10 protein-coding genes are annotated in these 13,546 nt (G+C 55.4%); 6 read left to right on the top strand and 4 right to left on the bottom strand.

Annotation, left to right across the window (positions count from 1 at the left end; translation table 11 throughout):
• The first annotated feature begins 156 nt into the window (after positions 1-156).
• The 4 genes from LKE08_RS21865 to LKE08_RS21850 all read left to right on the top strand — a co-directional run bounded on the left by LKE08_RS21865 (position 157) and on the right by LKE08_RS21850 (position 3,565).
• A complete protein-coding gene (locus LKE08_RS21865; RefSeq protein ID WP_324706383.1) occupies positions 157-540 on the top strand; it encodes an endonuclease domain-containing protein in 384 nt (127 codons plus the stop codon).
• Positions 541-1,172: 632 nt separating this feature from the next.
• Positions 1,173-2,207, top strand: coding sequence for a hypothetical protein (locus LKE08_RS21860; protein WP_324706382.1), 1,035 nt, complete (start codon positions 1,173-1,175; stop codon positions 2,205-2,207).
• On the top strand, positions 2,204-2,815 hold the full coding sequence (locus tag LKE08_RS21855) for a 4Fe-4S single cluster domain-containing protein (protein WP_324706381.1): 612 nt from the start codon (positions 2,204-2,206) through the stop codon (positions 2,813-2,815). The genes LKE08_RS21860 and LKE08_RS21855 overlap by 4 nt, the downstream gene beginning before the upstream one ends.
• Positions 2,816-3,313: 498 nt before the next feature.
• Positions 3,314-3,565 (top strand): hypothetical protein, encoded by a 252-nt coding sequence (locus tag LKE08_RS21850; protein ID WP_324706380.1) that lies wholly within the window; start codon positions 3,314-3,316, stop codon positions 3,563-3,565.
• A gap of 326 nt (positions 3,566-3,891) precedes the next feature.
• Here the strand turns inward: LKE08_RS21850 and LKE08_RS21845 are convergent, their stop codons facing one another.
• A complete protein-coding gene (locus tag LKE08_RS21845) occupies positions 3,892-7,089 on the bottom strand; it encodes an alkaline phosphatase (RefSeq protein WP_324706379.1) in 3,198 nt (1,065 codons plus the stop codon).
• Between the two features lie 455 nt (positions 7,090-7,544).
• Positions 7,545-9,737: a tetratricopeptide repeat protein gene (locus LKE08_RS21840; protein ID WP_324706384.1), complete on the bottom strand. Its 2,193-nt coding sequence runs from the start codon at positions 9,735-9,737 to the stop codon at positions 7,545-7,547.
• Between the two features lie 460 nt (positions 9,738-10,197).
• Between LKE08_RS21840 and LKE08_RS21835 the strand changes: the two genes are divergently transcribed.
• Positions 10,198-10,359 carry a hypothetical protein gene (locus LKE08_RS21835; RefSeq protein WP_324706378.1) on the top strand — a complete coding sequence of 54 codons (162 nt, stop codon included), beginning with the start codon at positions 10,198-10,200 and terminating at the stop codon, positions 10,357-10,359.
• Positions 10,360-10,629: 270 nt separating this feature from the next.
• On the opposite strand, the gene LKE08_RS21830 is transcribed toward LKE08_RS21835, so the two are convergent.
• On the bottom strand, positions 10,630-11,286 hold the full coding sequence (locus LKE08_RS21830) for a pentapeptide repeat-containing protein (protein ID WP_324706377.1): 657 nt from the start codon (positions 11,284-11,286) through the stop codon (positions 10,630-10,632).
• Positions 11,287-11,413: 127 nt separating this feature from the next.
• Positions 11,414-12,487 carry an undecaprenyldiphospho-muramoylpentapeptide beta-N-acetylglucosaminyltransferase gene (gene murG / locus LKE08_RS21825; protein ID WP_324706376.1) on the bottom strand — a complete coding sequence of 358 codons (1,074 nt, stop codon included), beginning with the start codon at positions 12,485-12,487 and terminating at the stop codon, positions 11,414-11,416.
• A gap of 132 nt (positions 12,488-12,619) precedes the next feature.
• Between murG and LKE08_RS21820 the strand changes: the two genes are divergently transcribed.
• Positions 12,620-13,474 (top strand): nuclear transport factor 2 family protein, encoded by an 855-nt coding sequence (locus LKE08_RS21820; RefSeq protein WP_324706375.1) that lies wholly within the window; start codon positions 12,620-12,622, stop codon positions 13,472-13,474.
• Positions 13,475-13,546: the final 72 nt, after the last annotated feature.

Raw genomic sequence — 13,546 nt, 5'->3', positions numbered from 1 at the left:
ATACCCCCAATTCAATATCTTGTCCCCCCCTTCTCAAGGGGGGCTAGGGGGGATCGAATCTCAAACATAGGAGGAATTATGCCCCCAATTCAATATCTTGTCCCCCCCTTCTCAAGGGGGGCTAGGGGGGATCGAATCTCGCACATAGGAGGAATCATGCCTCAATTAAGCAACTCAAACTTTCACCTGCCCTACAATCCTAAACTGACAGCGATCGCCAAACAAATGCGACAAAACCCAACTCCTGCGGAACGAAAATTGTGGCAAGATTGTTTGAGATATTTTCCGTTTCGAGTGTTGAGACAAAGACCCATTGATCATTTTATCGTCGATTTTTATTGTGCATCTTTAAAATTGGTGATTGAAGTTGATGGGGAAAGTCATTTTACACAACAGGGGAAGCAGTCTGATGCTGAAAGAACTGCTATTTTAGAAGGATATGGATTGCGAGTAATCCGGTTTACAAATGTTGAGGTTTTGGAGAATTTTGAAGGGGTTTGTTCTGAATTGCAGGGGTTGATCCCCCCAAACCCCCCTTAAGAAGGGGGGCTTTTAAATTCAGCTTTTCGAGTCCCATGAGATGGGGCGATCCCCCCAAACCCCCCTTGATAAGGGGGGCTTTTAAACTCAGCTTTTCGAGTCCCATGAGATGGGGTGATCCCCCCAAACCCCCCTTGATAAGGGGGGCTTTTAAACCGAGATTTTTGAGTCCTATGAGATGGGGCGATCCCCCCAAACCCCCCTTGATAAGGGGGGCTTTTAAACCGAGATTTTTGAGTCCCATGAGATGGGGCGATCCCCCCAAACCCCCCTTGATAAGGGGGGCTTTTAAACCGAGATTTTTGAGTCCTATGAGATGGGGTGATCCCCCCAAACCCCCCTTGATAAGGGGGGCTTTTAAACTCAGCTTTTCGAGTCCCATGAGATGGGGCGATCCCCCCAAACCCCCCTTAAGAAGGGGGGCTTTGAATCATCAGCCTGAGAAACGCTATAATTTTAAGTACCCATTGAAATCCAAGTCATGCCACCTTTGTCTCCCCCCTTTTTAAGGGGGGCTGGGGGGGATCTCTAACTCCCCCCTTTTTAAGGGGGGCTGGGGGGGATCTCTAACTCCCCCCTTAAAAAGGGGGGCGGGGGGGGGATCTCAAAAGTTCTTTTCAACATCACCAAAAATGCAACAACAAACAGCCGCACTCATTCAACTCGCCCAGAAATTGCAAAATTGCGATCCGTTGGATTATGATAACATCGACATCCCCTTTCAACTGATGCAAACTGCCCTGGAACTGTGGGGAAATCTCTATCCCCCGGAAGTGTTAGAAAACCTCGCCAACTCCGACCCCGACACCCTCGATGCCTGGGCGATCGCACTTTCAAAAACCCTCGGACAACAACTCTCTCTCCTCAACACCTGGCAACCCCATTTGTCCGCCTCATCTATCCCCCCGAAACTGGCAGAAAAGCTGAAAAATAACCATCGAAAATTTGCGGAAATCTCCCGAGAAACTTCGGAACTGTTGGCGACGGCTGATGAGCTTTTAAGTCAAGAACGTCAGTTAATACAAGCCGGGGAGGAATTGGCACAGTTAAAACACCGCGTCGCCAAATTAAACCGGATTGAAACGGAACTGAAAACCGCCGATTTAGAACAACTTCGCCGCGATATCGAAACGCGATCGCACGCCCTCGAACCGCAATATCAACAACTCGAACAACTCCAACAAAAACAAAGCGAACTCCAAGCCCAAACTGACGCCCTCAACCGGCAGCAAACCCGCCTGGCATCGGAAATCGAGATTCTGCGATCGCGCCAAAATAAACGAGAAGCCAATACCGCCGAAATCGCCACGGAATTGATAACCCTCACCCAGGCGGAACGAAATAAACTCAATTCTATTTTATCAGATACCCTGGCAGAATTGCAACAAGAAAAAGCCGAATTTGACCGCATCCAAACCGAACTGGAAACGGCGATCGCCCACTGCAACCGATACCAACAACAAACCGCCGCCATCCGCGACGACCTCAGCCGCCACTACGAGAGCGATCGCGACCTCGGCCAATACCTCCCCATCAACCATCAACAAATCGACCCGATTTTAGAGCAAATAAAAACCCAACTCCGAGACCTCGATCGCCAACTCGCCGACCTCCAAAACCGGCACGCCGAACAGCACAAAAAACTCGCCCTCAACTTTTCCTCATGACCCCATTAAATCTCGCCGAAATCTGCCCGTCAACGCGCACGTTAGGCCCCGGAAACCGCTTTGTCATCTGGGTGCAGGGTTGCTGCTTCAACTGTCCGGGCTGCGTTTCCCCCGACTGGATACCCCGAACCCAAGCCACATTGATCGACCCCATCCAACTGGGAAACTTGATCCTTTCCCAACCCAATTTAGAGGGCGTAACCGTTTCCGGCGGCGAACCCATGCTGCAGGCGATCGGATTAGAAACCCTGTTTTCCCACCTGCGGGAAAATTGCGATCTTTCGATTATGTGTTATACTGGATTTACCCTAGAAGAAATCCGGAAAAATCCCGATCGCGATCGGCTGCTTCAATTCATCGATATCCTCATCGACGGACAATATATCGCCGAACTGAATGACAACCGAGGTTGGCGGGGTTCGTCCAATCAAACCGTCCACTTTCTCACCCCCCGCCACCGCCCCGACGCCGAATTATTTACCACCCGAAAGCGGGATGTCGAAATCCACCTGCGAAATCAATCCGCTCTCATGGTCGGCGTTCCCCCGCAGGATTTCCGCGATCGCTTTCGACAACTCATCGATCGCAGTACCGCCGGGAATTTTTAAGCCACCTTCAGGATATTAATCGGAGTCAATTATTTTCGATTCGAGCCGTTGCCGATGCCAGTTTTTAAGCTATCTTTTTGACAGCCGATCGCTCGAATGATGTCGGACTTGACAAAAACAGCCGAGCCGTCAATAATAGACTCGCCCCCGGATCGGAATTCTCCATCCTATTTCTCATGAATTGAAGGAATGACGAATGTTTAAAGATTGGACATCGGACGACTGGATCAACCACATCCTATTTGTCGGGACGATTTTACTCCTGCTGGTTTCTTTTCTCGTCGGTTGAAACCGGGGGAGAAAGAAGGAGCGATCGCGATCTATCAATTTTATATATTGGTCGAACCGTCCCCAATCATCAATCGATGACAACTTTGGGAGTCGAATCCCCCAATCCGGTTTAATTTTGTTAAATTTTACCGACCTTCGGACTAAAATTTGGTATAAGCGAAGTAGAGAGAGCAATTCGACTCGTCCAGTTATCTTGGGGGCAGTCCGATGAATGTCAGATTGATTATTTTTTCAGGAATTGTGATGGCTTGCGTGGGTTCCGTCTTCGGGTTGGCGGTGTCGAGAATGAGCCAGGAGACTTATCAATGCTGCGATCTGGTTTCTCCGGAAACCAATATCGGTTACAGTCAACCCCGCGAACCCCTCGCCTACGGGATTACCGGCGCCACGATGGGATTTGCCGTGGGTTCCATTTTGGAAATGTTGCGGGAAGCCAAACCGGAAGAGGAGCAAAATTAATTTCCCGAATCCCCCGATTCCCGAAGAAAGCGGGTTGCGGGTTGCGGTTGTGTGGGAGCAACCGTCTCGGGTTGCGGGTTGCGGGTTGCGGGTTGCGGTTGTGTGGGAGCAACCGTCTCGGGTTGCGGGTTGCGGGTTGCGGGTTGCGGGTTGCGGGTTGCCCGGTTGTGTGGGGGCAACCGTCCCGGGTTGCCCGAATTGTAGGGGTCCCGGGTTGCCCGATTTCCGAGTATTTAAGGCGGATAGCGATAAAAAAACGGGGCGGTTTCTCACCACCCCAATTCATGATTAAACAAACACATCAGTCAAGCGTTTAACCGTCCGAACTAGACGATCGCCCCAAAAGGATCAGCCGCCGTCAGTTCGGCCGCATCGACGCCCCGCAGGTTCGCCAGAACTTCCTCTCCAAAGCCGATCGCGGCTCCCATTCCCATATCGGAAATCGAGAGAACCTCCGGACTCAGACCGCCTTTCAACGCCAACCGATCGATGCCGACTTCAAAATCAACGATCGTGTCGGTGCCCTCGCCGACAGCCAAAACGAAGGTATCGGAACCGGAACCACCGGAAAAGTCGTCACCCGTGAGGATGTCGTTCCCCAAGCCGCCGTCGATGAGGTCGTCGCCGTCGTCGCCCCAGATCAAATCGTTACCTTCATCGCCGAAGAGTTGGTCATTTCCAGCCTTACCGCCGATGCGATCGTTGCCCAAACCGCCGTAAATCGTATCGTCGCCGCCGACGCTACCGGAGGAACGGCTGTTTTCGTCGCCCCGCAGGACATCATCGCCTTCTTCACCATAAATGATATCATCGCCCAAACCGCCCGCGGCCAGGTCGTCGCCGATATCCGCCCGGATCAGGTCGTCGCCATCTTCCCCGATGAGGGTTTCATCTGCCGGCGTCCCGTCGATCAAATTCGGCAGGACGTCGCCGAACAGCGTCCGGTACATGATCTCATAGATTTCGGTATTATCGACCGTATTCGGCAGCAAGTCCGCGTTCAGACCGTAGGTTTTGGAAACGATACTTCCGGCAAAGTCCGGCGTACCCACATAGGCGATACCGAAGGGATACTCGTTGCCGTTGGCGTCCGGCGCCGAAATAAACGGTTCGCTGTCCCGGCCTTCGGCCCCGTCCATCGGCACTTCCACCGCGTCGGAGCGATCGGCTAAAGTGGGGTTAACGCCGATGGTTCCCACTGTTTCCCCGTCGCGATCGTCCACTTCCAGACCCCCCGCGTCGCTATCGGCGGCGGTGATAATCAGGGTGTTGGGATCTTGGTTGTCCACGAAGTCCATCGCCACACCGATCGCGTCGTCGGCCCGCTGCATCGCTTCCACAAAGCCCCGGGCGTTATTATTGTTGGTGAAATTGTCGGTGCCCTCTTCTTCCATGACCACGAAGAACCCGTCGGGATCTTTGGACAAGATCGGCAACGCCGCCTCCAACATCTCGGCGATGGTGGGGGGATTCTCATTTCCGGGCTGGCCGTAATTTTCCAACCCCGCCTCAAAATTCGTCTCTTCGGTGGTGTCGTTGTAGGTGTCTTCGGCCGCGAAAATCCCCAGAACCTTTTCGGTGTCTTCGGACAGACTTTGCAACTCTTCGCGGGTGTAAACGACCGTGTAGCCCATTTCCTCGGCTTCTTCGATCAGGTTGCGGCCGTCTTCCCGGGTTCCTTCCTCCCCGAAGAAACCGACGGTTCCGACGGGCAAATAGTCCGTTTCGCCGGCGCCCATGATCACGTCAACGCCGGATTCGAGGATTTGGGCGGTGATTGCTTCCGTTTCCCGGCGATTTTCGACGCCGGCCAAAAATGCTCCCGTCCCCGGTTCGGCGATAAATCCGGAGTTGATGACGGCGGTGGCCTTTCCGTCGGCGATCGCTTCTTCCATGATCGTCATCCCCCGCATCCCGGAACGGGAAATGATCGGAACGCCGTTTTCATCGAATCCGAAGGAGGGGGCGGGCACTTTCGACCCGGTGGCATGGGTGACGGCCCCGGCGTTGGAAGTTCCCACGATCTGGTCTTCCATGTGGCCGAGGTACACCCCGGCGTGGGTCATCATGTCCCAATTCAAACGGCCGTCGGGTCCTTCCTCCACGAAACGGGCCGCCGCGAAGTGGGAGGGGCTGGTTCCGTCCGGGTGGATAAAAATGACGTTTCCGGTGTCTTCGGTGGCTTCCGGAGCCGTCCGGGGCGGTTCTGCGGGAACAAACGAGGGCAGTTCCACGTCGAACAGCGTCTGGTACATGATGCGGTAAATGTCGGTGTTGTCCACCGTACTGGGCAACAATTCCGCATTCAAACCGAAGGTTTTGGCGACGATACTGCCCGCGAAGTCGGGGGTTCCCGCGAATCCCACGCCGAAGGTGTATTCGTTGCCGTTGGCGTCGGGGGCGGAGACGAAGGGTTCGGTGTCCCGTCCGCTGGCGCCGTCGTAGGGGACTTCCACCGCGTCGGAGCGATCGCTCAAAGTCGGGTTCACGCCCACGGTTCCGACGGTTTCGCCGCTCACGTCGTCCACTTCCAAGCCACCCCCGTCGCTGTCGGCGGCGGTAATTAATAAGGTGTTGGGTTTGACGTTTTCGATGTAGTCTTTGGCGATGCCGATCGCTTCATCCGCCCGCAAAACGGCTTCGATCGCGCCCCGGGCGTTATTATTGTTGGAGAAGTTGTCCGTAGCTTCTTCTTCCATGACGATAAAGAAGCCGTTCTCGTTTTCGGGGGAGAACAGGTCCAACTCCAACGTCGCCTGCAACATCTCGGCGATGGTGGGGGGATTCTCATTTCCGGGCTGGCCGTAATTTTCCAACCCCGCCTCGACGTTCGCCTCTTCGGTGGTGTCGTTGTAGGTGTCTTCGGCCGCAAAAATCCCCAGAACTTTTTCGGCATCTTCGGGCAGACTTTGCAACTCTTCGCGGGTGTAAACAATCGTATAACCCAGATCGGTCGCTTCTTCGATCAGGTTGCGGCCGTCTTCCCGGGTCCCTTCTTCCCCGAAGAAACCCACTTCTCCCACGGGGAGATAGTCCGTTTCGCCACCACCCAAAATCACGTTGGCGCCGGATTCGAGCACTTCGGCGGTGATTTCTTCCGTTTCGCCCCGGTTGAACACGTCGGCTAAAAATACCCCCGTCCCCGGTTCGGCGATAAAGCCGGAGTTGATGACGGCGGTGGCCTTTCCGGCGGCGATCGCTTCTTCCATGATCGTCATCCCGGGTTCCACGCCCAGATCGGGGCCGCCGAGTTCGGGACTGAGGCTGGAGAGGGAAGCGATCGGATCGCCGTCTTCATCCAAACCGTAAGATCCGGCGAAGGGTTTGACCCCCATCGCGTGGACGACCGCCCCCCCGTTGGAGGTTCCCACGATCTGGTCTTTCATGTGACCGAGATACACCCCGGCTTTCGTCATCTCGTCCCAGTTGAGGCGGCCGTCGGGTCCCTCTTGGACGAAACGGCCGGCGGCGAAGTGGGACGGACTGGTTCCGTCCGGATGAATGAAAATAACGCTGTCTGACATTGTTTTTTTGAGATAGATGCAGTCGGTTTTTTGGACACGGAAATGCGGCGGAGCTCCCGGGGGTTTCTCCGCACTTCGGACGCTCGATTTTGCAAAACGAGACGACTGACAATGACCCGAAATGAGCCTCCCTTTCTCGACAGTCGATTGGAAGAAAATTTACACTTTATTAAATTACATTTACCGAATTAAGGTAGAGTTAAGAAAATATCAACATTCGGTTAAATTTTGACGGGTATAAAATAGCACCCGCAAGTATTTGGAAAAATTATTTAAAATATAAGAATAAGTTTTGATTGTTTTTTGTAGCAGTCGCCATGACGGTTAGGACATCCAAAAATCCCGAAACTTGCCAACCACGGGCTTTCAACCGCAAGCTGATGGCTGAAAGCTGACTGCCGACTGCTATAAGCGATCGCGCCCCAGTTGCAAAAATTGATAAAAACGTGCTATAATTATCGTTTATGCAACGCCTCGAACTGGGCAGATAAATCCTTCGCAAAAGCTTTGGGATTCCACAGTGGCGCGAGGTTTTCCGCATTTTTGGAAGCGGCGAGGCGATCGCGGATCGACTGCCTCAGTTCGGCGTCGAGTCCCAACTGAATCCCCCAACTTTGATACTCTTCCCAGGAGTCCGCCACCCCGGCATCTATCCCCACCCCTTCCAGGAAGGCGTATCCCATCCGCGACAAAAACTGTTCGCCCCGGCGGGTGACGATGGGCACATCAAACCACAGGGCTTCCAAATTGTGGGTGCCGCCATTGTAGGGGTAAGAATCCAACAGCACATCCGCCAAAAGATAGATTTTTCGATGTTCTTCCTCCGTGGCAAATCGGTTAATCTGTTTGATGCGGTGCACCCCGACTCCCATCGCCTGACACGCCTCCCGGTAAGCCTGCCGCACCACCTGAGCATCACCCTGCCCTTTGTGCACTAAAATACTGTCGGGAACCTGTTTGAGAATTGCCACCTGGGCATCGACGAGTTCCCGGTTAAACTTGCGTCCGGGGGCGACGCAGAGGTAAACCACCTGATCGGAACTGATGCGGTAAGCCTGCCGGAGTTGGGCGGCATCCGCCTCAACCCGCTGAAATCCGGAAACCGCCATAAACGTCTTCGGCATCCGAATTAATTGTTCGACAGAATCGGCATCTCGCCCTTCCGGGTGGGTATGCTTGTCGCCGATAAAATAGTTTTGGGATGAAAGCTGGGGGGCGTCGAATCCCAGCCAAGAAATGCAGACTGGGGCGGGTTTTTGATATAAAATTTCGGTGTGAATTTGGACGCTCAAGGAATCCAAATCCAACAGAATATCGATACCGTCATTGCGGATGGCGGCGGCAATTTCTCCGGCATGGGGGAGCCCTTGGGGGAAGTTTTTCGGCTCGAAAACGTTGCGGGCGACCTGTTCAAATTGGGGGGTTTGGCTGTCCCGGGTGGGGCGATCGCTCCAATACAAATAAATCTCGGTATTGAGGGCAGCGAGTTCTTTGATGACATCGGCACTGCACCAGCCGACGGAGTGGCGGCAGAAGTGCTTGGAAAGGATACCGATTTTTAGGGGGTTTTTTCCCGTGCCGCTTCCGAATCCTTTAGCGCCCGGTTTGGAGGGGGCGGGGGTGGGGGCGGGCGGGGTGAGGATTTGGCTGATATAGCGATCGCCGATTAATCGTTGCAGGGCGTAATTTTGTTCCAAATTATCCCGCAGGTAGGGCAGGGCGAATAATAAATTGGCGTAGAGGGATTTGGTTTCGATTTCGTTGCTGTTAGGTAGCAGGGCGGGCAGTTTCGCTTCCAATTCCAAAAACCGATCCAGGGCGATGCGATTCAATCCGGAAACTTGATAGATACTGACGGCGTAAATAGACGCCATGATCGGGTCGGCATCGCCGCAGGTTTGGACGTAGCGATCGACGGCGCGGCGGGCGGCGGCGAGGTCGGCGGAGTCGCGGTAAATGCCGCACAAATGCTGGTGGGCGGCGACGAGATCCGGTTTCAATTCCAGGGCTTTTTCGAGGAAGGGAATCGCCTCTTTCGGCTTTCCCTGGTGGCGGTAAATCATGCCGATCTGAGAGTAGGCTTCCGCCAGATTCGGGTCCGCCGCGATCGCCTGTTGCCAACTCGCGATCGCCTCCGGCAATTGCCCCGCCGCGGCCCACTGATTGCCCCGGTGAAAGAGCTGCGTCGCGTCCCCCATTTGGGACTTCAAAACGGACGCCTGCCGTTCCACTTCCCGGGCATCCGCCTCCCGCCCCAACTGCCGCAAAACCCGCGCCAGATTGACATAAATGGGCGCCAGGTCAGGTTTGAGGGAGAGGGCTTTTTGGTAACTCGCGATCGCCTCCTCCAGTTTGCCCTGTTTGTAAAGCATACTGCCCAAATTGGCGTGGGCTCGGGCGAAATTGGGATCTAACTCCAGGGCTTTGGCGTAGCAGCGGACCGCCTCGTCGAGTTGGGTCCGGGCCTGGGCGACATTCCCCATCGTCACATAGACGGGCGCCGAGTCCGGTTGGAGTTGCAACGCCTGCCGACAGACCGCGATCGCCTCGTCGTACTGTTCCCGGGCATAAAAAGCCTCAGCCCGCTGTAGGAGGGCTGCGGGGGTGTTGGATTGGGCGTTAGGGGCGGAACTCGACTGGGACGGCATCTCGGCGATCTCGTTGAATGGTGAAGCTGGGGGGACGGGTATCGGATACCCCATCTGTTTTTATCATAAGTTGTTCGGATCTCCAACCCGGTCCGACGAAGGTAATTTTAAATCCCTTATAATTGAGAAAAGGTTCCGGGTGTCAGATTGAGGGTGTTGAAAACCGAACTATAATCACAGTCTAAATGTGATTGAGATCGCCGTTTTCGGTTGTGCGATCGCACCAAATTCCGCGATCGAGATTACCCGGATTCGAGTCGAATTCTGTCACAATAATAAATGTAGTGGACTGTTTCATCTGAAATGAGGCGATCGGATCTGAATCCACAGGCAAGATGCCTGTGCTACGTTTGGAATTTTGCCTCATTTGAGCCGAAACGATCTAGTAGGAGGTTGAATCATAACCTTTACAAGGAGGTCAGCGATCGCGAACAAGGAGCATTCAATCGGGAACGAAATCATGGAGAAAGCTAACGCCGAACGGAACGATGCGATTACCAAAGCCGCGGCAGTCAGTCTGATCTGGATCTTAGCCGGACTCGACCGAGATGGGATGTCCGAGAAGTACGACCGAGAAAAAGGAAAAATCCACGTCAATCTCACCCCTTTGGCACAACCCTAAATCGGGAGCGATGAAGTGGATGCGATTCCGGCCGGACGGTGCATCCTGCCACCCACTGCCAAAACTTTTTTTTCAAATTGAATAATTCTCGGGTACCGCGCGATCGCGGTGCCATCAAATTGGGGACGTAGCCCAGCTACGCCCCCAATTAATTTATGATCAACTGTCCAGAAAAAATGCATTGAGATTCAGCAAGCGACCCTCGAGACAGCTTTCGCGAGACTCAGAAACCTTCCCGATTCCCGAGTCCCGATTCTCGAGTCCCGATCGTCACCGTCTAGCATTCATCAAATTGGTATTAAGCAAATTGGCATCGTCCAAATTCGCCCCCGCCAAATCTGACGCACTCAGATCGGCGCCGCTGAGATTCGTCCCGGTCAAGTCGGTATCGCGCAAATTGACACCGCTGATATCGTACCCGTAAAGGCTTCCTTCTTGTAATTGCACCCGGCCCAAATTGGTGACGGACTGGCGCACGTCCTGGAGGTTCGCCCCCGTCAGGTCGGCACTTTCCAAGTTGGCGCCGACGAGGTTCGCCCCCCGCAGGTTCGCGTCTTGGAGGTTGGCAATCACCATGCCGGCGAGGGTGAGATTGGCATTGCTGAAGTTCGTGCGGGTGAGATCTGCACCGTGGAGTTTGGCGGCGATGAGACTGGTATTTTCCAGATCGGCTTCAACCAGGATCGCCCGGTTGAAGTTCGCCTCGTTCAAATTGGTACCTTTGAGGTTCGCGCCGCTGAGGTTGGCATTTTGCAGGTTCGCACCGTTGAGGTCGAGTCCCTCGAGTTGGGCGCCGGTGAGGTCGCATCCTTGGCAGCTATTCGTCTCCAGCAACTGCTTGAGGTGGGCGGGGTTCTCAGCGCGGGCCGAAGTGGCAACACCGATGGCGATCAATAACGTCGCGGCTGCATAAGTTAAGAATTTCATCCCACACCCTCCAAAACTCTCGATAACTCCTAATATGCTGGATCTTGAGTGTGAAGGAAATGAGTAAAATCCCGGTTGGGGGCGATCGCGATCACTGGATTTTGTCCGGAACGGTGCGGCGATCGCGTCATGACTTTTCGGTTGTGACCGCTCGAACCAAGTCTGCGAGGCGGTTGGCGCTATCTACGACGCCCAGCGATCGAGCGGCTTCTTTCATCCGCGAAAGCACTGTTTCAGATTGTAACAGATACAAAACTTTACTTTCAAGTGCCGTCGCCGTCAAGTCCCCCTGTCGGATCATGACCGCCGCACCGCGATCGGCGAATACCTTGCCGTTGTAGGTTTGGTGATCTTCAGCCGCGTAGGGATAGGGGATCAAAATCGCCGGCGTTTCCGTCACGGCCAACTCCGTCAGCGTCCCGGCCCCGGCCCGACTCACCGCCAAATCCGCCCGTCGCAGCAAACCCGCCATATTGTCGAAAAACGGCATCGCGATATATTGGGGGTGCTCCAGGCGGCCAGCCTCCGGATCGTTGGTCCCCGTCAGGTGCACCACCCAAATCCCCGCCTCGAACCAGGACGGCGCGGCGGCCCGCACCAAACGGTTGACCGCCACCGCCCCCTGGGAACCGCCCACCACGGCGACCACGGGGGCACCTTCGGGGATGGGGAAGGGCAGGGGTTCCGCCTCCCCCACAAATTCGGGCCGCACGGGCGTCCCCACCACCGCCGTTTTCGCTTTGGGGAGGTATCGGGCGGCTTCGGCAAATCCGATCGCCGCCCGGGTGCAGCGGGGCGCCAGCCAGCGCGTCACCTTGCCGGGGAGGGCGTTGGATTCGTGGAGGACGACGGGCAGGCCGAGGGAGCGGGCCGCGAGGATGGCGGGGGCGGCGATGTAACCCCCGGTGGTGAAGACCCCCCGAAAATTGCCGTTTTTGAGCAAGGTTCGCACCTTGAGGACGGAGGCGGCGAGGCGTCCGACGGTGAGCAGGGTTCCCAGCCCGGGTTTGCCCTGAAATCCCCCCACGGCGACGGTGTGGAGGCGATACTGTCGGGGAACCAATTGGGTTTCCAAACGGTCAGGAACCCCGAGCCATTCGATATCATAGTCGCCGAGACAGCCGGCGGTGGCGATCGCCGGAAACAGATGTCCGCCCGTACCGCTGGCGGCCACCAACAGGCGCGTGGGTGTTTGGGTCAAAGCCGTTTTTCTCCTTCTCTAGCCGACAACTCCGCTACAATCAAAAGACGCGAGGGCTGGCGGGGTCTCCGGATGGAAATCCCCGACTCCTGACAACTGTACAACCGAGACGGACAACTGACAACTCGACTTATGATCCCCTTTCAACTCTTTCAATCCGACTCTCCGAGAACCACCCCGGCGCGAGGGCGTTCCGGCTCGGCTTTCCGAGGGACTTTTTCGCCGGTTTTATCCGCCATTTTGGGGATCGCCCTGTGGTGCGGTTCGGGCCTGTTTCCCCGGCCGGGTACCGCGCAACCGCCGGAAACGGCCCCCCCGGAATTGATGGCGCTGATCGAGGAAATTGAGGGGGCGGCAAACCGGCGAGATGTGGGTGCGGTGATGGAGAATTACGCCCGGGATTTTAGCAATTCCGACGGTTTGAATTACGAAATGTTGGAGGAGGCACTCGCGGAGTTTTGGGGGGAGTATTCCCGGCTCAATTATACGACCACGTTGGAGAGTTGGGAGCGGGACGGCGGGGCGATCGTGGCGACGACCGTGACTCAAATTGAGGGGGTGAGGGAGTTGGGCGATCGCGAATTGACCCTGCTTTCTACGATTACTTCCCAACAGCGGATCGAGAATGATAGAATTGTCGGCCAGGAAATTTTGTCGGAGCAAAATCAACTGACCTCCGGCGACGACCCGCCGACGGTGCGGTTGAACCTTCCGGAACAGGTGCAAATGGGGGAGGAATACAGCGTCGATGCGATCGTTGAGGAACCCTTGGGGAGCGAGATTTTGATCGGGACGGCGATCGCCCAACCGGCGACGGCACAGGCCTATTTTGACTCGGAACCCCTACGGTTGGAGTTCCTGCCCTCCGGCGGGGTGTTCAAAATCGGTCAGGCGCCGGACGTGCCCGAGGATAGCTGGGTGTCCGCCATTTTGATGCGCCGGGGCGGGATCACGCTGGTGACGCGGCGGCTGCGGGTGGTGGATTGACTTCTCCCCGGTCTAAAGACGCGGGGATTCTTAAGCCGTCCAAAACTGAACTCTTAAAGGCATAGTCAATGT

It is taken from the genome of Lyngbya sp. CCY1209, assembly GCF_035615495.1.
GTDB lineage: Bacteria > Cyanobacteriota > Cyanobacteriia > Cyanobacteriales > Microcoleaceae > Limnospira.
The sequence above is the reverse complement of the archived record's forward strand: the minus strand, read 5'-3'. Positions and strand labels throughout refer to the sequence as shown.